At 39.2% G+C, this 24,045-nt stretch carries 26 protein-coding genes; 7 read left to right on the top strand and 19 right to left on the bottom strand.

The features are described 5' to 3' along the window. Nucleotides 1-243: 243 nt before the first annotated feature. Nucleotides 244-723: an RNA-binding protein gene (locus GQR46_RS02070; protein WP_007582860.1), complete on the top strand. Its 480-nt coding sequence runs from the start codon at nt 244-246 to the stop codon at nt 721-723. Here the strand turns inward: GQR46_RS02070 and murI are convergent. Both murI and GQR46_RS02080 read right to left on the bottom strand, forming a co-directional pair. Further along, the gene (gene murI, locus GQR46_RS02075; RefSeq protein WP_007582858.1) at nt 686-1,486 is read right to left on the bottom strand and encodes a glutamate racemase; all 801 of its coding nucleotides are present in this window, start codon (nt 1,484-1,486) and stop codon (nt 686-688) included. The genes GQR46_RS02070 and murI overlap by 38 nt on opposite strands. Nucleotides 1,487-1,551: 65 nt before the next feature. Beyond that, complete coding sequence (locus GQR46_RS02080; protein WP_165739652.1) at nt 1,552-2,691, bottom strand: DUF5610 domain-containing protein; 1,140 nt, start codon at nt 2,689-2,691, stop codon at nt 1,552-1,554. A gap of 162 nt (nt 2,692-2,853) precedes the next feature. Here GQR46_RS02080 and trmA point away from each other — a divergent pair, with 162 nt between their 5' ends. Then, nucleotides 2,854-3,951, top strand: a complete 1,098-nt coding sequence (gene trmA, locus GQR46_RS02085; RefSeq protein WP_165739654.1) for a tRNA (uridine(54)-C5)-methyltransferase TrmA — start codon at nt 2,854-2,856, stop codon at nt 3,949-3,951. Nucleotides 3,952-4,017: 66 nt separating this feature from the next. On the opposite strand, the gene GQR46_RS02090 is transcribed toward trmA, so the two are convergent. The 4 genes from GQR46_RS02090 to ccoG form a co-directional block, all read right to left on the bottom strand. Next, complete coding sequence (locus GQR46_RS02090; protein ID WP_010555409.1) at nt 4,018-4,656, bottom strand: thiol:disulfide interchange protein DsbA/DsbL; 639 nt, start codon at nt 4,654-4,656, stop codon at nt 4,018-4,020. 16 nt (nt 4,657-4,672) lie between these two features. Beyond that, nucleotides 4,673-5,296, bottom strand: a complete 624-nt coding sequence (locus GQR46_RS02095) for a thiol:disulfide interchange protein DsbA/DsbL (protein WP_007586563.1) — start codon at nt 5,294-5,296, stop codon at nt 4,673-4,675. A gap of 34 nt (nt 5,297-5,330) precedes the next feature. Then, the gene (locus GQR46_RS02100; RefSeq protein ID WP_010555410.1) at nt 5,331-6,305 is read right to left on the bottom strand and encodes a serine/threonine protein kinase; all 975 of its coding nucleotides are present in this window, start codon (nt 6,303-6,305) and stop codon (nt 5,331-5,333) included. 86 nt (nt 6,306-6,391) lie between these two features. Next, nucleotides 6,392-7,822: a cytochrome c oxidase accessory protein CcoG gene (gene ccoG / locus GQR46_RS02105; RefSeq protein ID WP_024591440.1), complete on the bottom strand. Its 1,431-nt coding sequence runs from the start codon at nt 7,820-7,822 to the stop codon at nt 6,392-6,394. A 288-nt stretch (nt 7,823-8,110) separates the two neighbouring features. Between ccoG and GQR46_RS02110 the strand changes: the two genes are divergently transcribed. Then, nucleotides 8,111-8,470 carry a hypothetical protein gene (locus tag GQR46_RS02110; RefSeq protein ID WP_165729493.1) on the top strand — a complete coding sequence of 120 codons (360 nt, stop codon included), beginning with the start codon at nt 8,111-8,113 and terminating at the stop codon, nt 8,468-8,470. Then, the gene (locus GQR46_RS02115; RefSeq protein WP_165729494.1) at nt 8,470-8,676 is read left to right on the top strand and encodes a hypothetical protein; all 207 of its coding nucleotides are present in this window, start codon (nt 8,470-8,472) and stop codon (nt 8,674-8,676) included. The genes GQR46_RS02110 and GQR46_RS02115 overlap by 1 nt, the downstream gene beginning before the upstream one ends. A gap of 24 nt (nt 8,677-8,700) precedes the next feature. Here GQR46_RS02115 and GQR46_RS02120 read toward each other — a convergent pair whose 3' ends face one another. The 13 genes from GQR46_RS02120 to gspC all read right to left on the bottom strand — a co-directional run bounded on the left by GQR46_RS02120 (nt 8,701) and on the right by gspC (nt 20,708). Then, on the bottom strand, nt 8,701-9,288 hold the full coding sequence (locus GQR46_RS02120; RefSeq protein ID WP_165739656.1) for a UPF0149 family protein: 588 nt from the start codon (nt 9,286-9,288) through the stop codon (nt 8,701-8,703). Between the two features lie 22 nt (nt 9,289-9,310). Further along, on the bottom strand, nt 9,311-10,069 hold the full coding sequence (locus GQR46_RS02125) for a type II secretion system protein N (protein ID WP_165739658.1): 759 nt from the start codon (nt 10,067-10,069) through the stop codon (nt 9,311-9,313). 3 nt (nt 10,070-10,072) lie between these two features. After that, nucleotides 10,073-10,546, bottom strand: coding sequence for a type II secretion system protein M (locus GQR46_RS02130; RefSeq protein ID WP_024597722.1), 474 nt, complete (start codon nt 10,544-10,546; stop codon nt 10,073-10,075). After that, nucleotides 10,543-11,751 carry a type II secretion system protein GspL gene (gene gspL, locus GQR46_RS02135; RefSeq protein ID WP_165739660.1) on the bottom strand — a complete coding sequence of 403 codons (1,209 nt, stop codon included), beginning with the start codon at nt 11,749-11,751 and terminating at the stop codon, nt 10,543-10,545. The genes GQR46_RS02130 and gspL overlap by 4 nt, the downstream gene beginning before the upstream one ends. Beyond that, nucleotides 11,748-12,737 carry a type II secretion system minor pseudopilin GspK gene (gene gspK / locus GQR46_RS02140; RefSeq protein ID WP_165739663.1) on the bottom strand — a complete coding sequence of 330 codons (990 nt, stop codon included), beginning with the start codon at nt 12,735-12,737 and terminating at the stop codon, nt 11,748-11,750. The genes gspL and gspK overlap by 4 nt, the downstream gene beginning before the upstream one ends. Beyond that, nucleotides 12,730-13,368: a type II secretion system minor pseudopilin GspJ gene (gspJ, locus tag GQR46_RS02145; protein ID WP_165739665.1), complete on the bottom strand. Its 639-nt coding sequence runs from the start codon at nt 13,366-13,368 to the stop codon at nt 12,730-12,732. The genes gspK and gspJ overlap by 8 nt, the downstream gene beginning before the upstream one ends. Then, nucleotides 13,369-13,743 (bottom strand): type II secretion system minor pseudopilin GspI, encoded by a 375-nt coding sequence (gene gspI / locus GQR46_RS02150; RefSeq protein ID WP_002962039.1) that lies wholly within the window; start codon nt 13,741-13,743, stop codon nt 13,369-13,371. Beyond that, a complete protein-coding gene (locus tag GQR46_RS02155; RefSeq protein WP_010555414.1) occupies nt 13,743-14,330 on the bottom strand; it encodes a prepilin-type N-terminal cleavage/methylation domain-containing protein in 588 nt (195 codons plus the stop codon). The genes gspI and GQR46_RS02155 overlap by 1 nt, the downstream gene beginning before the upstream one ends. Before the next feature lie 49 nt (nt 14,331-14,379). Then, nucleotides 14,380-14,802, bottom strand: a complete 423-nt coding sequence (gene gspG / locus GQR46_RS02160) for a type II secretion system major pseudopilin GspG (protein ID WP_007586585.1) — start codon at nt 14,800-14,802, stop codon at nt 14,380-14,382. Between the two features lie 81 nt (nt 14,803-14,883). Beyond that, nucleotides 14,884-16,119, bottom strand: coding sequence for a type II secretion system inner membrane protein GspF (gene gspF, locus GQR46_RS02165; protein ID WP_002962033.1), 1,236 nt, complete (start codon nt 16,117-16,119; stop codon nt 14,884-14,886). 2 nt (nt 16,120-16,121) lie between these two features. Continuing rightward, nucleotides 16,122-17,687, bottom strand: coding sequence for a type II secretion system ATPase GspE (gene gspE / locus GQR46_RS02170; RefSeq protein ID WP_010555415.1), 1,566 nt, complete (start codon nt 17,685-17,687; stop codon nt 16,122-16,124). Continuing rightward, nucleotides 17,680-19,743: a type II secretion system secretin GspD gene (gspD, locus tag GQR46_RS02175; RefSeq protein WP_024591434.1), complete on the bottom strand. Its 2,064-nt coding sequence runs from the start codon at nt 19,741-19,743 to the stop codon at nt 17,680-17,682. Before gspD ends, gspE begins: the two co-directional genes overlap by 8 nt. 23 nt (nt 19,744-19,766) lie before the next feature. Beyond that, on the bottom strand, nt 19,767-20,708 hold the full coding sequence (gene gspC, locus GQR46_RS02180; RefSeq protein WP_010555417.1) for a type II secretion system protein GspC: 942 nt from the start codon (nt 20,706-20,708) through the stop codon (nt 19,767-19,769). A 210-nt stretch (nt 20,709-20,918) separates the two neighbouring features. Here gspC and hslR point away from each other — a divergent pair, with 210 nt between their 5' ends. From hslR to GQR46_RS02195, 3 genes are all read left to right on the top strand, one after another. Further along, nucleotides 20,919-21,341: a ribosome-associated heat shock protein Hsp15 gene (gene hslR / locus GQR46_RS02185; RefSeq protein ID WP_007586590.1), complete on the top strand. Its 423-nt coding sequence runs from the start codon at nt 20,919-20,921 to the stop codon at nt 21,339-21,341. A 12-nt stretch (nt 21,342-21,353) separates the two neighbouring features. Further along, nucleotides 21,354-22,199, top strand: a complete 846-nt coding sequence (gene hslO / locus GQR46_RS02190; RefSeq protein ID WP_007586592.1) for an Hsp33 family molecular chaperone HslO — start codon at nt 21,354-21,356, stop codon at nt 22,197-22,199. Nucleotides 22,200-22,466: 267 nt separating this feature from the next. Further along, complete coding sequence (locus GQR46_RS02195) at nt 22,467-24,005, top strand: phosphoenolpyruvate carboxykinase (RefSeq protein WP_007586595.1); 1,539 nt, start codon at nt 22,467-22,469, stop codon at nt 24,003-24,005. The last annotated feature ends 40 nt before the right edge of the window (nt 24,006-24,045 follow it).

Genomic DNA, 24,045 nt, shown 5'->3' on the forward strand with positions numbered 1-24,045 from the left:
GTGGGGTCGCATTATAGGGAGATCCGAAAACAGATCAACCCTTTTTTTAGATCTTTTTACTGTTCGAACAAAAATAGAACAAAACCATGTAAAACCATATGAAAACCTTCCTAAGATGATGCTTTTTTGTGCTCTTATTTATTATTTAATACAAATATCATTGCTATGTTTGATTTAGACGTTAAGATAGCAAGTTCACAATGTTAAATTAATGTTTATTTCCTGTTTATTGGTAGATCTAAAATGAAATTACCCGATCAAAAATCTTTTATCTTCTCTGTTATTCTTGCTGTAGTTGGTTTTGTTGTTGTTGAGTTTGCTTTAGGCGGCTTAGCTTTAAACCCTGCATTACTATTTGGTGCTGGTTTATTAATAGGTGCGATTGCTATTGCTGCAATGTCATCTGATGTGACTGAAGAAGCTGAAGTTAAAACAAAAACGCTTTATGTTGGTAACCTTCCTTATCGTGCAAACGAAGGTGTGGTTCGTGCATTATTTGAAGAACAAGGCAAAGTATTCAATGTCCGTTTATTAAAGGATAAGAATACTGGCAAGCGTCGTGGCTTTGGTTTTGTTGAAATGGCGCAAGCTGATGCAGACAATGCAATTGCTAACTTGAACGATAGCGAGTTCCAACAACGTACTTTAAAGGTACGTGAAGCAAAACAAAAACAAGAAGATGATTCTAATGCTCTACGTACTGAGACGGATCAGTCAGTGTAACTAGCTTTACCGCTAGCTTATTGCTAAACACATCAGCCGTTGCATAATATTGCAGCGGCTTTTTTATGTCTGTTAGTTTATTCACACAGAAGTTAAGTTGGTTAAGTAGGTAGTTGACTCTGTTTGCTATCGCTACACCTGAATCAAGTAATTTTACATTCCCTTCAAAATATTGACTAATAGGCTCTGCTAATATTGGAAAGTGCGTACATCCTAATACAAGTACATCTATAGTTTTATCTATATGTAGGTCATCAAGCACTTGATGCAACTTGTTTGTATCCAAAGACTCTGTAAAAAAGTATTGCTCAGCTAAAGTTACTAACTCCACACTGCTATATAGATTAACGGTTACATTACGTGCATGCTCAGTAATTAATGTTTTAGTGTATGAACTGGCGACCGTTGCCGGTGTGGCTAATAAGCCAATATGATTTGAACGTGTTAACTCTGCCGCAGGCTTTATTGCTGGCACAACACCTACTATAGGAATATCTGTCATTTGGCGAACAGCGCTAAGTGCAGATGTAGAAGCGGTATTACACGCTATTACAATTAAATCAACGTTAAGCGTATTAGCTTTGATGAAATGAATAAGTGAGCATAATCGGTTAATGATTGTTTTTTGGGATTGAGCACCATAAGGTAGTAATGCATTATCCATAAAATAACTGTACTGAGCATTGGGGATACTTTGCTTTATATGCTCAAGTACAGTAGTTCCACCAATACCTGAATCAAAGACCATTATATGCGCTGACAAACTACCGTTCCCACTTTACTTTAAGAACGGCAGTTTGCCATGAGGTATTTATAAAAGAAAGTAGTTTAACTTTGCGTGGTTTCTAAATCAGCAAGCTCGTCGGCTGCCGAATTTAACTGATTAAGATTTTCGAACATAGACTTTGTGTAATCCACTAACTTATCTATTTGCTCCTGATCTTGATTTAACCATTGGAGAATGCCAGCTAGCTGATTTTGTAATCCAAGCTCACCCGCTTTTTCAAAAGCATTTTTAAGGTCATCATTAAAAGGAGCTAAACCTTCCGCTACTCGTTTTTCTGGTGCTGGTCTATATTCTTCATAGCTTTTAACTGTTGCTATTGTTTTTGTTTGGCGTAAATCCATAGAAAAAGCCACCAGCTGATCGCTGTCTAAACTCAGCTCTTGCGCTTGTTCAAATGCTTCATCTAAATCACCACCAAAAAAGGTTTTACTTAAATCTTGTAAGTCTTCCATCATTGCATTAATAGCTTCTTGCTCTTGCTCATTTAAGTCACCATTAACCGACATCGAAAATGATACCTGTCGAGATTGCGATGATGAGCTTGCAAACGACTCGCTATTACTGTTTTGCTGATAGCCACTTGCCGACTGAGATTCAAATGCATCTGCAAAGCTAATACTTACCTCGTCACCCTCTGCGGTGGTAAATTTATACTCTGCATTACTCGTCATACTGACATATTGAGCCTGGCTTATATTTACGCTGGCAGGTTGTGGGTTAAATAACGACTCTTCAAACTTATCGAGCCCATTGTAAATTCCCTCTTTGGACTTATTAATCCCCTCTTCCATGTCATCATTAAATACACCTGTACCTTTGAGTTCATCAACAGCGTCGTCAATCCCTATTTGGACTCCTTTGCGCGCGTCGCCTAACATATCTTTGAGCTTTTCGTCATCAGCGCCATTAGCTTTTGCTTTATTAACAGCACTACTTACAAAATCGAGTACGTTTTTTACTATTTCATCAAAATCAAATAGTGGTTTATCTGCTTTTTTTTCTGCGATAGGCAATCCAAGCTGCTCAGCCATTTTATCGCCAAGCACCTTTGCGGCCAACTCTCGGCCTCGTTGTTGATAGCTATCTTGAGGAGACGTAATTGTAGGTTGCTGTATATCAGCTTTATTATTGAATTTATTGATGTTGTTGTTTGGCGTAAAGCCATAATTACCTATTTTCATGATTCGTCTCCTAAGCGTGCGTAGTTTATTATCGGCTATAACAACAAAAACTAAAGTACAATGTTCAATAAAACAGCATAAATGCTAGCCAAAACTAGACAAATACGCAGCGCTCCCTACAATAGCGCCGATAAACAGATCTTAGATAAGGTAGTAGCGTTAATGGCAGTTATTAAAATAGATACCACACAGTACCAAACGCAGTTAAGTGAAAAAGAGCAGCGTATTAGTGCACAGTTCCAACGTTTTGGTGTGGAGCAACTAGAAGTATTTAGCTCAGAGCCAACTAACTACCGCCAACGTGCTGAATTTAGAGTATGGCACGACGGTGACGATCTGTTTCACATTATGTTTGATCAACAAACAAAAGAAAAAATCCGTGTTGATACATTTGATCCAGCAGCGCCTCTAGTTGGTGAAATAATGCAGGTGATGATTGAGCATCTTAAGCCTTGTGAAATATTACGTCGTAAGTTATTTCAAATCGATTACCTATCCACTCTAAGTGGTGAAATTTTAGTAAGCTTGCTTTATCACAAACCACTTGATGATGAATGGTTAAGTGAAATTAAAGCGCTTAAAGAAAAACTAAGCAGTAAATACAAAATTGACTTTATCGGCCGTGCTCGCAAACAAAAAGAAGTGCTGGGTGATGACTTTGTAACTGAGCGTTTAACAGTTAATGGTCAAGAGCTTATTTATCAACAAGTAGAAAATAGCTTTACTCAGCCTAATGCAAAAGTAAATATTAATATGCTGGAGTGGGCGCAAGATTTATGTAAACCACTTAAAAATGATTTATTAGAACTGTATTGCGGTAACGGTAACTTTTCAATTGCGTTAGCGGGCTGTTTTAATAAAGTATTAGCAACAGAAATATCAAAATCATCTGTTCATTCTGCTCAATACAATATTGCTAAAAATAACGTAGAGAACTTAGATATTATTCGTATGTCTAGTGAAGAGTTTACTCAAGCAATGAATGGCGAGCGTACTTTCTCTCGTTTAGACGGTATTGACCTTAAAAGCTATGACTGCCAAACCATATTAGTTGATCCACCGCGCGCGGGCATGGATGAATTAACGTGTAACTTAGTAGCTAACTACGAAAGCATAATTTATATATCGTGTAATCCTGAAACCCTTGAGCGTGACCTTGATCACCTAACACGTACGCACAACGTTAAGCGCTTTGCTATATTTGATCAGTTCCCATATACACATCACATTGAGTCGGGTGTTTTCTTGCAGCGCAAATAAATACGCTCAGTAAACGTTACCCATAAAAAAAGCTCCTTGTAGGAGCTTTTTTAGTTTTAGCTAAACTTACTTGTTAGCTAAGTAATTAATCAGTTTGCTAATATCTTCTGGTTCAGTAATACCCGACTCACGACCTAGGTTTAATTTATACTTACCATTTACAATAAATGTAGGTACGCCACGTAGTGCGCCTTTTTCTTTAAAGTAGTCTTGATCGCGTTTCATTTTAGAGCTCAGCGTACGTACCGAGAAGCTTTTAAACAGCTTATCAAACTTATCGCCATCAACGCCCTGCGCTACAAATATATCTTTTACATCTGCAAGCTCATTAAAACTAGCGCGCTTTGTATGAATATGATTAAAGATTGCAGAGACAATTTTATCTTTTTGCGGAAGCACTTCTGCAGTAGCGAGTGCTTGGCTCATCATCTGTTGGTTTTCTGGGTCGCGTACACCTACAAAATCAACATGGCTCTTTTTAAATTTAACGTTTTTATCAAGCTTAGGCTTAAACTCACCAATTAGTGCTTCCATGTTATTACATGCAGGGCAGTAAAATGAGAAAAACTCTTTAATTTCTGGCTTTTTTGTTGCGCGCTCAGAAACAACGTCGTAATGCACGCCTTCTTCATACGTTGCTGCAAAGCTTGTTGCCGCCATAGGAAGTAGTACTGCAAGCAAACCTGCTTTAACTAATTTAATCATTATTATGCTCCGAAATTTATAGTGCTAATAAAAACGCTACTAACTCATCAAGTTCTTTTTGATTTTTGATGGTGTTGAGGTTTATTTTATATTTATCGTTAACAATAAAAGTAGGTACACCTGTAAGTGCGCCTAATTTTGAATATTTATTTTGTTTGTTTTGCATTGCTTGCTCAGCCGAAATAACTGGCATGCTTGCAATTTCTTGATCAAACGTTGCGCTATCAATACCGTTTACTTCAAGTAATTTTTTAACGTCTTTCATTTCAGTTAAAGGAGCACGCTGAACATGAATACTTTTAAAAATTTGATCGCTAATACTCTGCGCCTGACCATGCTGCTTAGCAATTAAGTAGGCAAAGCTTAAATTACTTTGTGCTTGTGGCGACACGCCACCTAAAAAGTTCACGTGGTTTTTAATAAACTCCGCGCCTTCTGGCAAGCCTTGTTCAATTGCTTTTGCTACTGGTTCAAACTTAAAGCAATGTGGACAGTAAAATGAGAAAAACTCGGTTACTTGTGGTGATGTACTTTTGTCTACATCAATAACAGTGTATTGATTATCAACTTCAAACTGTGCAGCAAGTGCTGCAAATGGTAAACATAAAAGTAATAAACTCAGTTTTAATTTTTTAAGCATTTGTATCTCGTTGTACTTGTCTTTAAATAAAATATTACGGCAATAACTTTAACGGTGCTTCTTGCAGTGCTGCAAGTTGCTCCTTCAGTGCTAAAATTTGTTGCTCCCAGTATTTGTCATCAGCAAACCATGTAAAGTTCCGCACAAAGGCAGGATCGCTCCATCGTTTAGCTACCCATCCCATATAATGGATAATACGCATCGCTCGCAGCGGTTCAATTAATTTGAGTTGAGAGTGATCAAAATCACAAAACTCTTCATACGCACTCACAAGGGTGTCTAACTGTAACAGTTGCGTCGCTCTATCGCCACTGAGCATCATCCATAAATCTTGGATTGCAGGACCTTGGCGGCTGTCATCTAAATCAACAAACATTAGCGCATCACCTGCCCACAAAATATTACCAACGTGGCAGTCACCATGTAAGCGAATACTTTGCACATCTTTATACTGTTTTTGCGCCTGCTCTATCACTAAATCTAAAATAGTATAAAAGGCAGTATTTATTCCCATAGGCACTAAGTTACTTTTTTGAAGATGAACTTTGGCTGTATGTAAATACTCCTCGCAAGTAACTGTTGGCCTATAAGTAAAAGGCTTTGTTTTAGCTACTTGGTGCATACGGCCAATTAAACGCCCCATTACATCAAGCTGGTCTAAGTTATCAACCTCAAATAAACGCCCGCCGACACTTGGAAACAACACAAACAAATAACCTTCGTGTTCAAACAAGCTTTGCCCATTATATAAAATAGGGGCAACAACAGGCACTTCCGCTTCTGCCAGTTCAAATGCAAAATCATGCTCTTCTTGAATTTGCTCTTTACTCCAGCGCTCTGGGCGATAAAACTTCACTACGTAACGCAGGCCATCATCGGCTTTAAATTGGTACACTCTGTTTTCATAGCTATTGAGTGCCAACAAACCAGATTCAGCGTACACACCTACGCTTTCTATTGCATCGAGTATTAGGTCAGGTGTTAAGTCAATAAAACTAAATTTACTCATACTCTTCTTATATAAAATAAAAAGCGGGTTATATACCCGCTTTTGTTAATTGCTATATCAACTTACCTATTTAAGGTAGGTTGTGATTATCGCGCTTTAAAAAAGTTACTCGACTGCGATATTGTTTCATCCGGCTCATCTACCGGTGAAAGCACAAAATTAAACTCTGTCATTGGCGCTTTTAAATCATAAGGGTCCATTACAAGCGACAATGGCACATTATGAGATTGCCCTGCCTGCACAGTAAATGACTGCTTACCAATATACTTAAAGTTATCTAACCCTTGTACTTTAATATTAAAGGTTTGCTCGTACTGCGCTTTATTAATTACCTTTAATGTATAGGTGTTCTCTACTAAACCATCAAAATCGACACGATATAATTGGTTTCGATCACGAATGATATCAAAGTCCATTGTTTTACGCAGCGCTATATTAGCTACAAGTGCTCCCGTAAGCACAACAAGTATGACCGTGTAACCAATGATTTTAGCTCGTAGTGGATTCGTTTTATTTTCTGGGGTTTCGAGGTTTCGCTCTGTCGTATATGAAATAAGTCCACGCGGGTATTCCATTTTATCCATTACGCCATCACACGCATCAATACATGCACCACAGTTAATACACTCAGCTTGCAGCCCATTTCTAATATCAATACCTGTTGGGCACACTTGAACACACAGGTTGCAGTCGATACAGTCGCCTAGCTCTAAATCTTCATGATCTACTTTACGTGAACGAGGACCACGGCTTTCACCACGGCTTTCGTCGTACGTTACAGTGTATGTATCTTTATCAAACATAGCTGATTGAAAACGTGAGTAAGGGCAAATGTGTAAACACATAATTTCTCGCATCCAACCGGCATTACCATAGGTACACGCAGCAAAGAAAATAATACTGACTAGTGCATAACCACCCACGTTAAACGTTACAAAATCAGGAAGTAACTCTCTGATTGGCGTAAAGTAACCCACAAAAGAAATAGCGGTATATAACGAAAACAATACCCAACTAGTATGCTTTGCCGTTTTACGCCAAAACTTATCAAAATTCATGGGTCTTTGATCGAGTTTTTTACGCTGATTAGCCGTGCCCTCAAGCTTTTCTTCAAACCAAATAAAAATAAAGGTCCAAACAGTTTGCGGACATGTGTAGCCACACCACACCCGTCCATAGAAGGTGGTCACTAAAAACAGCGCAAATGCTGCCAGCATAAAAATAAACGCTAATATGGTAAAATCTTGAGGCCATAGCGTTAAACCAAAAATATTGTATTTTTGACCAATTAGATCAAACAGCACTGCTTGCTGGCCGTTAAAATTAATCCAAGGAAGTAACATAAACGCAAGTAGGCCTAAAAAGCCAATGCGCTGCCTAAGTAATTGATGTAGGCCTTTTACGGCACGCACATAAATACGATTTCGGGGATTGAACCTATCATCTTGACGGCTTAAATCCGGTTTTTGGATTTTCACCTCTACAGGGATATTCTTTACTTTAATTTGTTTGTCCATCGAAGTTCCTCAACGCCGCTTGGAAATAAAAATCCAGCAATACTCAAGTACTCTATACTTAAAGCTAGCAAGTTACTTGCTAGGCAGATTTACTTTAATAAATTGCCTTCTCGAATACTTTCAGATATTTCAGAAATATCTGACTGCTGTTAACCATTATAACAATGTTGGTTAAAATTACTGGCATAGATCGCTAATAATTTATTCATCCCAGTTACTTGCTTTTAAAATGCAGTTTATTACACTGCATGGTAATTCAACCCTACTTAGATCAAGGTTTACGTATCCATGAAAAAATTTATTATTTTGGTAGTTGTGATCCTTGCCTTTTTTACAATCGATCATCCGCTTATAAAAGAACCTCGCGAAAGGTTATTAGGTGAAGGCATTGGTTTTTTAAGTGATGCAAGTAAGGTTAACAGAAGCCCTGCTGCAAATATGGCTAAAAATAGGATCAGCAGTCAACTTAAATTGTCTGAATCTGAGGGGGAGTACGTAGAAAAAACGTTTACAACAGATGACTCTGTTCAGTTATTTCACCTACGCTATTGTCGTGAACGTGACTTAAACCTTTATTTTTATGGCGATCGTTTAAATACAGTATGTAAAATAGTGACTGAAGCATTAGAGCAAAAGCGAGCAAAGTAGTGGATTTTTCAGGATTAAATAAAAAAGCAAGCGACTCATTTCATAAACAGCGCAACATGCTTAAACAATTAGCACAAGGCAAAACGTTAAAGTGTGAGAAATGTAATGGAGTTTTAACACTTGATTTAGCCACCTGCGAGCCTGGTAAAGGTATGGTAAAGTGTAAGCAAGGCTGTACTGATATTGTATTAGAACTAAGCGCTTAGATTACCTAAGCGCTTAAGCTAAAACTATTCGTCCCAGCTGTCATCAGTTATTAAACCACTGTTAATGGCAACAACTTCTATGAGCTCCGCAAAGCCTAGTGCAAAGTCACCCATTGATTCATATTGATACTGGCATAAGGCTTCTTTAGTCATACTATTTTGCTGAGCAATCTGAGTAATTGCTTGCTGATCAAGAGCAAAAAAGCTCAGTGTACTTAATGCACTCTCTAATGCTTCTTTAAATTCAGCATCTAACTCAGGTGCATTTAAAAGTGGCTCTGCATATGCTTTAGTAGCCACTAAAAAGCCTTCGCTCCATGGTTTACAAAACTCAATAGTAAACTCAACGGGTAGTTTGTATCCTGTTTCAAATACTTGCTCACTAATTTTATGGTATAGCGCCATAAACAAGAAAAGTACTTCTTCATCTAAATCATTAGCTGTATTTGGTAATATCTGCTCAAGCCACTCATGCACATCTAATGGATTGGGCGAGCAAATAACGCCAAATAAATAGCCTTGGCTTTGTTGAAGGGTCATTGCTTGAGATTGGGTATTTAAAAATGTGCTGAGCTGCTTTGCGTGCAGCTCAGTAAATTGGGGTATTTGCATTAAAACTCTTTATATTCAAACATTAAAAGTTGAGCGGGTAACGACCTTGGCTATCTGGTCGGCCTAAAAATTTAACCGCATCATGTACATCTTTAGGTAAGCTAGCATCTGGTTTTACATAACCTGCCACACTAAAGTCGAAATTAGCTTTAAGTGTAGCATCTGCCACAAGGCCAAGCGTATTATCTGGGTCAATTAATATAGCAATATCGCCCGACTTACAGCTTAACTTACCAGCCAGAGGGCCAATATTAAACCACCCATTTAAGCCTTGCACGTCAATATTAGGGCTCGCTATTTCACCTTTTAGTGAATCACAATAAGGTGCACCTGAGCTGTATTCATCAAGTTCTAAAATTACACGCCCTTTAGCGGTTACAGGTAGGGGAAGCTGCACGCGCTGCATTGCACGCTCTACTGTTGAGCGCACTAGGCCGTCAGTCACTTTAACTTCTTGATTAAAAAGCCCATAACTTACATCAGCATAACCCGAGATATCACTACGCTCTCGTGCATTACCAAACTTCACATTCGCATTTAGCTTGCCTGTAAATAACTTCCAGCCAGCAATGTCCCAGCGAACATTATTTAACTGTTCACCATCAAAACGAACTTGCATCATTTGACCTTGCCAAACAGTGCCTACAGTTTGCCCTACTTCTAATTGCTTTGGAAAGTACGGTTTTGCTATATCTAGTGCAATATGTGCTGGTAATTTAATAATACAAAACACAATAAAACTAATTAAAAAGACAGCCGATAACGTTATTATTTTTTTCATTAATTAATTCTCTAATACTAAACGGCTTACACGCACATAGCCTGATTTATCATCGCGGCTCAAATCTAAGTTTTCAATTTTTAAGCCGTGTTGATTCACTAGCTCATCTAACCACTCTATTAACTGATTAAATTCTACAGAGTCGAGCGTCAAACGTAGCGAATCACTACTTGGCTGCATTTTACTAATACTTATTTGATGGCGCCCACGTGTAGAATTAACAATTTGGCTTAAGTTTGCATTGCTAGCAACACTGGTGTTACCCGCAGCCTTTAGCTTAACAATGCTTTCATCAACCCAAGCTAATAGCTCTTGTTGTTTAATTTGAGATTGCTGTGCCTTTTCTATCGCATTATTTAATGGTCGAAATATTCCCATTACTAAAACAAAAATAATAAACACGCCACCAGCGACCATTACCAATTGTTGTTCTTGCTCTTTAAGCGAGCGCCATTGTTGCATTAACTGCTTTTTCATACTGCACCTCGCAGTTTAATTTCACCAACGACATAATCACCGTCGTTATTTAAAGACCCTTGCTCAACAGTTAAACCTTGTTTTTCAAGTATGATTTTTACTTTACCAAAGGTTTGGAAGTCTTTAGCACGTGCACGAATGCGCAGCTCATTGCGACGTTTGTCATAACGAAGTGTTTCAGGTGTAAATTCGCTGACTTGCGAAAATACATCAACCAAATTAGTCGTTAAGTCTAAAAAGCCCGACTCACTTGAGCCTTGCACTTTATCTAACGCGCCTTTAATTTGGCTTTTAATTAGATTGGGGCGAACTTTAGTTCCTGGGAATGCTTTTTGGTATCTGTCGACTACTTGATCTTTAGCTACTTCTACTTGTGTATTAAGTTGGTGTAACTCAATAGCTTTTATTGTAATAGTAGAAACCAATGCAACACTTGCTATAATTGCGGCGCCTTTCCAGTAACCCCACCATAAAGCGCTTTGTTTTTTAAGCTGATACATACCTTGGCGTAAGTTAAAGTTAACGCTATCTAACTGCTTTGCAAATAATGCTAGAGGTAAGTCGTACTCACTCGTTTGCGCTTGTAAGTTAACGCTTTCTGGAAACTGACTAGCTGGGCTAAAATGCTTAATATCAGGATTACCCATGGCTGTTAAGTAGCCATTTAACCAACTAGATTCAACCGCACCTATATGCCATTGCCCCTGCTTAAATAACCATTGGTTATTGAGCTCGATAGCGGTAACTGCGCCATCATCTGCAAGCGGTAACAACAAAGCATCGGGTAATATTCTGTATACTGATAGATTATGCTCTACAAATAATGCGAGCCATTGTTCAAACCATTCACGGTCTGTCATTGCTACACGAATTGCATGTTGCTCACCAAGCATTGTCGGCTGCGCTACTGCTATAAACAGTTCATCTACGTCACATGCTATGTCTTCTTCAAGCATGTATGGCAATGCTTGCTCAAGCTTGCGATTCCATTTTGTTGGCAAAGCGACCGTTTTTAATTGCACTTGATCACTGGGTAACAACACGACCACTTCTCGGGTAAGTGCTTTTTCGCTTAGCTCACTTAAATGCTCTGCATTTGGTAACTCGCCACTGGCTATTATTTCTTGTTCTTGTGGTGAGTAAATTAACCAATTAAGCAATTCTTGTTCGGTTTGACCCGTGCGGATCAACAGTATTTCTGTCACTGTACGCCTCCAAATTTTCGCGCCAGTATCGTTACGTCACCGTCTTTAGCGTGCAGTAATGTGGTCATCGAAAAACGCAGGTCGACAAAGTTTGCCTGCGTTTGTAATTTAAAATATTCGCTTTTAATACTAAATAGACTTTTTATTGAGTCAGTATTAGTACCGCCTTGCTGCTTCACCTGTTCAAAAAATTCATCGATGGTGTCAAAGCCAGTTTGCGGTCTTGCGCCTAACACCGCTTCTGCGCCAGATAAGCTTAAGCTTTCTATTAAGGCACTGAGTATGAGTGCTTGCTCTGGGATTAATGTATTTACGTTAATAGATAAAAGCGTACTGCCTGGTATTACACATACATATGGCAGTACTTTTTCCATCACTAATGGGTTAAAGCCCTTAACCAAGCGTAATTCCGATGTTGATGCAAATAAACTATTGGCTGTCATATACGGAAAATCTCGTGATAAATACTCGTCTTCTTCTGCGCCTGAGCGATATGTAATACTGTCCTCGTCAAGCCAATCAAATACGCTATCTGCCATTGTCTCTTCTGATTCATCAGCAGGTAAATCTTCAATGTTTTCAAGTAATGCAAATAGTGCTTTATGTGCAGGGTTTGTTTTACTTGCGCTATTTTCTTCTGGCGCTATGGCTAAAGCATTTAAATTTAAACATGCTTGTAAATCAGTAATTTTGCCACTTAACGTGCCGTTATCAACAGGGTATGAAGCATCACCTTGAGTTGCCCAAACTTGATCAAGTGTTGTTTTATCAGCATCATCTTTTTTACTTTGTATTAGCCCTTTAATAGCAAGCTCTTCTGCACCGTAGGCGTACCATTTAGCTTGCTGATGACCTTGCAAATTAGTGCTTTTTTGCACTTGAACCATTAAATTAGCACTCATTTCTACTGCTAAAATAGCCGCTAATGCCACAATAAACAAAACAATAACAAGTGCTGCGCCGCGCGATGATTGCTGCTTAACCATTATTCACATCCGTACTTTGTGTAGCAACAACTTTGCCTTGCCCAGGAACTAAAAATACACGACGAATTGGCTCTGCTTCTATTTGTTGCAAAGTAACAGCAACCGCTTTAGGGAGAGCTTTAATTTCCCACTGTTCTTGCCATTCGTTTTTATCATCTAAAAACTCAAACTTAAGCTCTTCAACATTTTCTAGTATACGTTGAACTCGCGGTTCCATATTATCAAGCTGATCAACATAAACCCGATAAACACGCTCAAGGTTATCGTCTATCACTCTATAACCAACGGCTTGTAGTTCTGAACGTGGCAATAAATTAATTGGATTTATCCAGCCATCTCGTACAAACGCAATACCATCGTATTGGCTTTCTAAAACGTAACGACCAGCAAGTAAATATTGTTCTTGAACATCACCAGATTCGTTTCGTACTGCACGTTTAGTCATTTGGCTAAAATCTTGATCCATTAACCTAAATGTTGTTTGCAACCCATTTAACTCAGCAATTTTTTCATCGGAGGCATCTTTTGCTCTTGTTGTCGTCTCTAATATTTGATGAGTAGCAATAATAACAAAAGCTAAAATACCCAGTGCTACCATAACTTCAAGTAATGTAAACCCGCGCTGCTTCACTTACTTTTTGCCTTTATTTAGATACGTTGATAACTCATATGCCGAATGCTCATATTTTTCATCCGTAAAAACATTTATGGTTAACTTAACAAAGCTTTTGTCAGCAGTGGCTGTTACTTCTTGCTGCCAAAACCATTCAACACCGCCCATTACTTCGCTGCCTTTAAGGTTATTTTTGCCTTGCCATTGTTCGCCTTTAGTACGCTGTTCAATAATAACGTTTTCGGCGACCCAAGATGCATAGGTTTGCTCTTCAATAGTCGTTAAGTGGTGTATGTGCTCGCTTGTTGCTTGCATTGCAGCTATACCCGCCATGGCACAAATACTTAATGCCACTAATACCTCTAATAAGGTAAACCCTTTAGTGCGCTTCATTATTCTGGCTCTCGGCGAAAGTTTACTGGTGCAGCAAATTCACCTTCAATGTAATACACAGGCTCGCTTTGCTCTTTTAACTCTAATATAAGTTGAAACGCGCTTACCTCACCTGATGACAAAATAAGTACTTGTGGGATTTTCAACTTTTTAAGCTCAAGTAAGCTGTCTTCATCGCCGCCACTCATAAGTTCGCGCCAGTTAGATTGCTCTAAGAGGTTATCTTGCGCCCACGCTAAATCTTCTAAGTTAAGAGTGAGCTTTAATCTTTCATCTAACTCTATTGGTTTAAAAAGGTCTTCACGGTCAAAGGTAATCCACTTTTCACCATCGAAAACTAAATACTCTAACGTATTTTCTTCTACTAATAAGCCCAATTCAACTTGGTTTAAAATGGCAAATTCCGATGCCATGTTAATGGTGGTATGCAGCCTTAATGCTTGAGTATCTAACTCTTCCTCAGCACCGCCTTCTAAGCTATATACCACCATTTTTGTAGCAAAAGCGATGATCACTAATACCACTAAAATTTCTATTAAACTAAAGCCTCTGCTTTTTGCATGGCGCTGCTTAAGGCTTGCTTTCATAGCAAGCCTCTAGCATTAACATGTTCATACAAAGCAGTGTACTTAAACATTATTGTTTTTCTTCGTCCCAGTTACCGATATCGTCATCAGTACCTACTTCACCATCTGGGCCCATAGAAAAAATATCAAACTTGCCAATTTCACCTGGGCTAATTAGCTGATATAGATTACCCCATGGATCTTCTGGTAATTCATTAATAAAACCACCGTCAGGGAAACGTTTTGGAACCGGTTCAATGCTTGTTTGAGTAACTAGCGCTTCAAGACCTTGCTCTGTGCTTGGGTAGCTCTTATTTTTAAGCTTGTATAAGCTCATTGCATCTTCTAATTGTTGAATATCTAGATGCGCTTTATCGATAGCAGCCTCTTCTTGCTGACCCATAATGTTAGGTGCAACAATTGACATAATCATTCCGATGATAACCAGTACCACCATCACTTCTAGTAAAGAAAAACCTGATTGTTTATTCACGTAATTACCTCATTATTCTAAAAACATTAAGTAAAAATGGTTTAGGTAAAACCATTAATATATTTAAAAGTTTATTCTAACTTAAAGTCCAACAGCTTTATTCATCGCCATTATTGGCTGCAATATTGCCATTACTATAAATAATACAATAACCGCCATTGAGGCGATCATCGCAGGCTCTAGTAGTTTAAGCGATACATTAACCATGCTCTCAAATTCGCGATCTTGGTTATTTGCAGCACGCTCTAACATTTGCTCTAGTTCACCTGATTTTTCACCACTTGCTATCATATGCAGCATCATTGGTGGAAACAACTTAGTTTGCTGAAGTGCAGCTCTTAAGCTTGCACCCTCACTCACTCTATCGGATGCATCTGCAACCGCTTTTTTAATTTTTTCGTTAATTAATACACCGCCCGAGATACGCATCCCCTCGAGCAATGGTACCGAGCTTGACGATAAAATACTTAAAGTACGCGCAAAACGTGCGGTGTTAATACCACGAGCCACTTTACCTATACCTGGCATATGTAGCACTCGGTCATCCCACCAAAAACGTATTTTAGGCTGCTTAAGTGCATGCTTAATACCAATGGCTATAGCTGTAATCGCTATTAAACTAATAAACCAATAATTTTGCACAAAATGGCTGCCTGCCATAACCCATTCGGTTGTCCAAGGAAGTACTTGTTTCGTTTTTTCAAACGTTTTTAATATTTTTGGTACTACGGTGCCCAGTAATACCGACACAATACCAATTGCAAATACCACTAATATAATGGGGTAAACCATAGCCTGAGTTATTTGGCTACGCATATGTTGGCGCTGCTCGGTATAGTCGGCTAAACGATTAAGTACTTGGTCAAGGTGACCCGACTTTTCGCCTGCGGCTACCATTGCACGATATAAGTCGTCAAAAACATGAGGAAACTCACTAAGACCATCGGCAAGGGTGTAACCTTCGACTACTTTTGAGCGTACCGACATAAGCATCCGCTTTAAACGCGGCTTTTCGCATTGCTCAGCAACCGCCATAACAGCGCCTTCAACAGGAAGTGCCGATTGAATAAGTGTTGCTAATTGCCTTGTAATTAATGCTAAGTCTGAGGTTGAAATTGTAGGCTTAAAAAAGCCACCGAGTAAAGGGGCTTTTTCGCCTTTGACTTGTTTATCACTTTGCGCCGCAGGGACAACTTCAAGCGGCGTAAGTTTTTGATCACGTAAAGTTTGGCGAATTTGTTTAGCTGTATCAGCTTCTAAAATGCCTTTTTTTTCTTTACCTCGGCCATCTAAGGCACGGTATTCAAACGCCGCCATAGTTAACCTTCCTCACGGGTAACACGCAATACTTCTTCAAGTGTTGTTTTACCTACAAGTACACGGCTACAACCATCTTGGCGAATACTTGGGCTGCGCTTACGAATGTATTTCTCTACGCTTTGCTCGCCTTTACCGTTGTGAATCATTTCGCGTATTGTTTCATCAACTACAAGTAACTCGTGAATACCCGTACGACCACGATAGCCATTAAAGTTACACTCTTCACACCCTACTGCTCGATAAATTGTCGGTTGGCTTTCAAAAGGAACCCCTAACAGCTGGCATTCATGCTCATCAGCCGTGTGACCTTCTTTGCAGGTATTACACAATGTACGTACTAGCCGTTGCGACAACACACCGAGTAACGACGATGAAAGTAAGAATGGTTCAACACCCATATCTTCCATACGTGTAATTGCACCCGATGCGGTATTAGTATGCAGAGTAGACATAACAAGGTGGCCGGTAAGTGACGCTTGAACACCAATTTGCGCAGTTTCAAGGTCGCGTATTTCACCCACCATTACTACATCAGGATCTTGGCGTAATATTGCACGTAAACCACGTGCAAATGTCATATCAACTTTTGCATTAACTTGTGTTTGCCCAATGCCTGGAATTTCGTACTCTATCGGATCTTCAACGGTAAGAATATTGCGATCGCGTGAGTTAATTTGGCTCATACCAGCGTATAGAGTGGTACTTTTACCAGAGCCCGTTGGCCCTGTTACTAAAATAATGCCGTGGGGTTTACTAATTAAATCTGAAAACAATGCACGGTTATCTGCGGTCATACCTAAATCTTCAAGGTTTAAACGCGCGTTGTTTTTATCAAGTAAACGCAGTACTACACGCTCACCAAAGCTCGATGGCATTGTAGACACACGCACATCAACTGCACGCCCGGCAATACGTAAGCTAATACGGCCATCTTGTGGAATGCGTTTTTCGGCTATATCAAGCTTAGCCATTACTTTAATACGAGACACAAGTAACGATGCAAGTTTACGATTAGGCTTAAGTACTTCTTTAAGCACGCCATCGACCCTAAAGCGAATAACAAGCTCTTGCTCGAAGGTTTCGATATGAATATCAGAAGCCCCTTCTTTAATCGCTTCACTTAGCATGGCGTTAATAAGCTTGATTATTGGCGCATCATCGTCACCAGCCAGTAAATCTTCAGTTTGCGGAAGTTCATCAGCAAGTGAGAATAAATCAACCTCGTTGCCAATATCTTCCATCATTTGTTGTGTTTCAGAGCTATCACGTTGGTATGACGCTTCAAGCAATAGCTCAAATTTATCATCAGCCAATTGCTCAAGTGTAAAACCATGGCCTGCGATACGGCGTACTTCTAATAGTACTTCCACATCTAGCTCACCACGGTAGTAAACTATGCGGTGATCTTTGTTTTTGCCAAGTAACACACCTGCACGTCTTGCATAGGAAAACGGCAAACGCTTTGCTGGTAACTCAACTAACACATCACTCGTTAATAGCTCATCCTGATTATGCGTTTTAGGATGAACCACATCTTGGTTTATCTCTTGAATCGCATTAGTCATCTTTACGCTCTTGTGCATTTTGTTTACGCAGAGACTCTTCATACGTAGGGGGAAGTACTAATTCGTCATTCCACTCAGGTAAAATAGGCGTATCAGTCATTGGCATTAACTCAATACCGTCTTCTTTTTGTTTAAACTGCTCACCACGAATAAAGTTATATTTATTAAAGCTTAACTTATTCATGCTTACACCATCACGAATAATGGTTGGGCGAATAAACACAATAAGATTACGCTTACGGCGCGTTGTATTTGTTGATCTAAACAGGTGTCCTAAAATAGGGATATCGCCTAATAACGGCACCTTAGAAACGCTTTCTTGTACGTCTTCGTCAATTAAACCGCCAAGTACAACCATACCGCCATCATCGGCCATAACAGTTGTTTTAATTGAACGCTTATTTACTGAAATATCAACCGCAGTTGCACCACTTACGCTCGATACTTCTTGCTCAATAGTAAGCTGTACTGCTGAACCATCATTAATCTGTGGCGTAACTACCAGCTTAATACCTACTTCTTGACGCTCAACTGTTTGAAATGGGTTAGCATTATTACTGCCTGTTTGTGAGCCTGTAATAATAGGTACTTCTTGACCGACTAAAATAGAGGCTTCTTCGTTATCCATTGTAGTAATAGAAGGGGTAGCCAAAATATTTGAATTTGTATCAGTGGCAACAGCCTGAATAATTGCGCCCCAATCATTTTTAACAACGCCCAGCGCTAAACCATTAATGCCACTAAGTAAGGAGGCTAATGGACCATAGTCACCTTCTGTTGTTTCCGTATACGGCGTTACCGTACCAGATTCTGTTCCTATTATATTTTTAGTAACGGTTACATCTTGTGCTTGCTCTGCAGCAACAGCTAACGAGCCCACGGGAACCGTAGTGCCGTTGTTAAACTGCAGCATACCGCCCTGCTCAGAAATCCACTGCAGGCCTAAGTTAACCCCGTCGCCTTCCATTACTTCAATAATAATGGCTTCAACTAGTACTTGGGCACGGCGAATATCAAGGCGTTCAATTACAGATTCAAGTGATCGCATTGTGTCTGGCTGTGCGGTAATAATTAATGAGTTTGAGTCTGGGTGAGACTCTATACTGCTTTCATTATTGCTTCTGCTACGAGTTTTAGTAGTACCGCCTTGTGCATCTTCAACAAGTGACTTACTAACACCCTGCAATACTTTGACCAAATCTTCAGCTTTAGCATAATTTAGGTAAAACACCTTAGTATTACCTTGGCTTTCTAACTCACCATCTAAGCGCTTAATTAGTTCAATAGCACGTGTACGGGCTTGGCCTTCACCGCTTACAATAACGCTATTAGTTCGGCCATCAGCCACAACTTTTGGAATTAAGAATTCAGGTACACTGCCTTTACCGCTGTCTTTATAAATATTATCTACCACAGAGACAACATCATCTGCCGTCGCATATTTAAGCTTAACGATGTCTACACGCTTGTCACCCGCCTGATCAACAGAGCGAATAATCTCAACTAAGCGATTAACCGATGCAGCATGACCTGTTAGCATCATTACGTTAGCCGCATTAAAGTTAGCAACGTGGCCACCATCTTTTTGATCGCTAAATTGACGAACTAGAGGACCAAGCTCCTGCACACTTACATTTTTAACACGTACAACACGCGTAATCATCATGTCGCCGCTAGCTTCACTACCTTCGTCAATAAGTGGCACATTTGATTTTTTAGCGTCTGAACTTTTTTCTACCTTAATTATGCCATTGTCCATTTCAACAGCTGAGTAGCCATAAACTTCCAATACATTTAAGAAGAACTGATAATAAAGTGCTTCGTCCATTAACTCGTAACTGCGAACATTTACCTTTCCACGCACGTTAGGGTCAATAATTACTGTTTTATTAAGGTTTTTACCAACAATGTTAATGAACTCATTGATATCAGTTCCTTTAAAGTTAGCAGCATATTCAACAGCAGAAACAGACAAAGAAATACTTGCCGCCAAAAAAAGTGCTGCGTACTTAGCTAACCCTTTTTTAATTTTTTTGAGGTGTAGCACCTGAACCATCGTATTAAAACTCCAAAGCTAAATTATTGCAGACTAAATTGCACATCAATTTGTTCACCATCACGTTCTATAGTGATATTGGCATCTGTACTATTACGCAGCTCATTAATAGCTGACATAGCCTGTTTTAAATCTGTTAATTGATAGCCATTTATAGAAATGGCTAAATCGTTATTTTTTAAACCCATTTGCTTAAATAGCTCAGGCTCTTTACCTGGACTTAAGCGATATCCAATTAGCTCACCATCATTCATGGCTTGTGAAACACGTATATAGTCAAACAGCTTGCCCGGCTCTTCGAGTAACTCTTCACGTGTTTCTATAATTGCTTCTTTAACGTCCGGATCTGCAGTGGCATCTATTTGTAGATCACTTGGTTCTAATTTTTGCGGACCCATTTCAGAATCATCACGCGCAGCGAGTACTGGCATAGACACCTTCTTACTGAAATCGAGTCCATCAAGCATTAATGTTTCAAAGCGTCCATTAACACTCAAAATAATACGATCCGGCAATATTTGTGCAACTTCAGCACGCGTACCCGATACTACTTCATCAACAAGATAGCTTACTTGCTTACCTTGTGATTCAATAATTGCGATACCTGCTTTGTCATCGTTATTAACCGCTACGATACCGGTTAAATTGATACTTAAGCGCGTTTCTGGCGCATTATTTATTACCTGCGATTGCTTTGCAGTATTATTGTTGTTTGTTACAGTTTTTTTACCAAATAAAAATTGCTCAATAATATGCTGCGCTGAGTTGTTACTCGCACCAGATGATTGGTTAGCATAATGAGTAGGGGTAAGTAGAGTTACTGGTGGTTTTGGCCACAAAAGCCAAACAAGTTTTGATAATAAAAATGCAAGATAAACAACAACTAACAGTGTCACTAATGCACTTAACTTAGCATGCGGTAAACGAGTTAAAAATTGTTTTAGTTGTTGGATTTGCTGTTCCATAAATAGTGTTCTTATTTTAATTTACTGCGTTAGCGCGTACCCATAGTACCCTTTCATTTTTCTTTCAACAAGCACACTAATATTAAACTTTGTAAACAGATTAAATTAACTTTACATAACAGTACAAAAAGTAAACTGCCGTTGTAATACCTTCATCCTACGATGATTTCATGATAAATTTTAAGCTATAAAAACGTGGGGAAATGCCTTATGAGTAAAAAAAGTAATGCTAATACCAGCTCAGACCCTGTAGATGGGTTAAAAGTTCGATTAGATAAATGGTTATGGGCTGCGCGATTTTATAAAACTCGTGCAGTTGCACGCGAAATGGTGCAAGGCGGCAAAGTACATTATAATGGGCAACGTACAAAAGCGAGTAAAATAGTAGACGTTGGCGCAAAAGTAAAACTGGCTCAGGGCGTAGATGAAAAGCTGATAACTATACTCTCAGTGCTTGAAAAACGTCAAAGCGCCCCCATTGCACAGACCATGTATCAAGAATCTGATGCAAGTATTGCTAAACGCGAAGAAAACAGCATCGCACGCAAAAATAACAGCTTTTTTGCTCCTCATCCGGATAAAAAACCGGATAAAAAGCAAAGACGCGAACTTTTAAAAATGAAATCAAGTTAGGTATAGCCGCTCATGCAACAAGATTTACTTCACCGTTATTTATTCAACGAACTAGATGTTCGTGGCGAACTCGTACAAATCGAGAATGCTTATAATGAAATGATTGCCGACCATAATTACCCAGACCCTGTTAAAGCATTACTAGGTGAGTTACTTGTTGCAACCTGTTTATTAACCGCCACTTTAAAGTTTGAAGGTGAAATTGCAGTACAGCTTCAAGGTGATGGCCCAGTTAAATATGCAGTTATAAATGGTGATGATAAACAAAACATGCGTGGTATTGCACGCCTGCAAAGCGAAATTACGGGCACAACTGTAAAAGAGCTTATTGGTCAAGGCTATATGGTGATCACTATTACACCAAGTAAGGGTGAACGTTACCAAGGTATAGTTCCGCTAGAGCATGATACTCTGAGTGAATGTATCGAAAGTTACTTTGAGCAATCAGAGCAATTAAAAACACGCCTTTGGTTTGCAACCGACACAACAGAAGGTAGCGCAAAAGCATGTGGTCTATTTTTACAAGTACTCCCAGTTGATAAACAAAAATCAATTGAAGACTTTGCACACCTAGAAGCATTAAGTAACACCATTAAAGATGAAGAACTATTACACCTTGATGCTAATACTGTCCTTACACGCCTTTATCACGAAGATAATCCTCGCGTATTTGAACCTCAAGCGATTAAATTCAAATGTGGTTGTAGTCGTGATAAAACAATTACTGCGCTTGTTAATATTGGACAAGAAGAACTACTTAAAGACGTAGCTGAGAAAGGGTCTGTTAATATTAACTGTCATTACTGTTTAAAAGAGTATGTTTTTAACGAACAAGATATAAAAAGCATTTTCAACTAAATGTTCAGCTTCATCTATATATAGTAATTAAAGCCGCAAAATATGCGGTTTTATATTATAAAAAGATGATACCGGTGTCATCTTTTTTGCTAGTTTCATGACACCGGTATCATTGAAATTATTCATGTTTTTTCTTAAATATATGTGTTTTTAGAGGCTTTACGGGCTCGAATATCTTAAAACCTTCTGTTACTATAATTTCAGTTTAAGGGCACTGATAACCCCAGAGCTATCCGTTCAAACTCTCACACATAGTTAGGTATAAACATGACTACAGGCGCTACACGTTTTGTCGATTTAACCGCAGCTGAACTTGTCGAGCATGCGATCCGCCGTGGCGAAGGTACTTTAGCCGCAAATGGTGCTTTTGTTGCAATTACAGGAAAACGAACTGGTCGTTCACCAAAAGATCGTTTTATTGTACAAGAAGCAACAACTCAAAATGATATTCAATGGGGCAATGTTAATCGTCCATTTGATGCAGACAAATTTGACGCATTATGGGCTCGCGTAGAATCACATGTTCAAAGTAATGACCACTTCACCTCTCACCTAGAAGTTGGCGCAGACCCTGAGCATTATCTACCTGTAGTTGTAACTACAGAAACAGCGTGGCACCATATTTTTGCCAAAAACATGTTTATCGAACCGCAGAACTATAACGCTTCAAACTTACCACAATGGCAAGTAATGAACGTTCCTTCGTTTGTATGTGAGCCAGAACGTGATGGCACAAATAGCGATGGCACCGTCATTATTAACTTTGCACAGCGTAAAGTATTACTAGCAGGTATGCGTTACGCCGGTGAAATGAAAAAATCGATGTTTTCTGTACAAAACTTCCTACTACCAGCAAAAGGTGTATTACCAATGCACTGTTCTGCTAATGTTGGTGAAGCAGGCGATACAGCATTATTCTTCGGTTTATCTGGTACGGGTAAAACAACACTTTCAGCAGACCCTACTCGCTTTCTAATTGGTGATGACGAGCACGGCTGGGCACCTGGAAGCGTGTTTAATATTGAAGGCGGTTGTTATGCTAAATGTATCGACCTGTCACAAAAGAATGAACCTGTAATTTGGAATGCTATTCGCTTTGGCACTATTTTAGAAAATGTAGTGTTAGATGAAAAAGGCGTTCCAGATTTTAACGATACTAGCCTTACTCAAAATAGCCGAGCAGCATATCCACTTGAACACGTTGAAAAACGTAAAGTAGAAAACCGCGCAGGCGAACCTAAGGCTGTTGTATTTTTAACTTGTGATGTAAGCGGTGTATTACCACCCGTCTCTATACTTAGCGAAGAAGCTGCTGCTTTTCACTTTTTAAGTGGATACACAGCAAAAGTTGGTTCTACTGAGATTGGTTCAACTAGCGATATTGAATCAACATTTTCGACATGTTTTGGCGCGCCATTCTTCCCACGTCCTGCTGGTGTTTACGCTGAACTTCTTATGAAGCGTGTACGCGAGTTTGGCGCTAAAGTGTACCTTGTGAATACAGGTTGGACTGGCGGCCCTTACGGCACAGGTAAACGTTTTGATATCCCAACTACTCGTGCAGTAATTGATGCAATCGTATCTGGTAAATTAGCGGGTGTTGAAACTCAGCACATTGATGTTTTAAACCTAGATGTACCGGTAGCAGTTCCAGGTGTAGATACTAACTTACTTAATCCTATTAACACGTGGGAAGATAAAGCTAAGTACAATGAATATGCAGCAAAACTTGCCGCAGACTTCACTGAAAACTTTGCTAAGTATGACGTATCAGACGATATAAAAAATGCAGGACCTAAAGCTTAAATAAGCTTCAAGCTTGTATTTTAACGCCAGCCAAGGGCTG

It is taken from the genome of Pseudoalteromonas sp. Z1A6 (genome assembly GCF_011378745.1).
GTDB classification, from domain to species: domain Bacteria; phylum Pseudomonadota; class Gammaproteobacteria; order Enterobacterales; family Alteromonadaceae; genus Pseudoalteromonas; species Pseudoalteromonas arctica.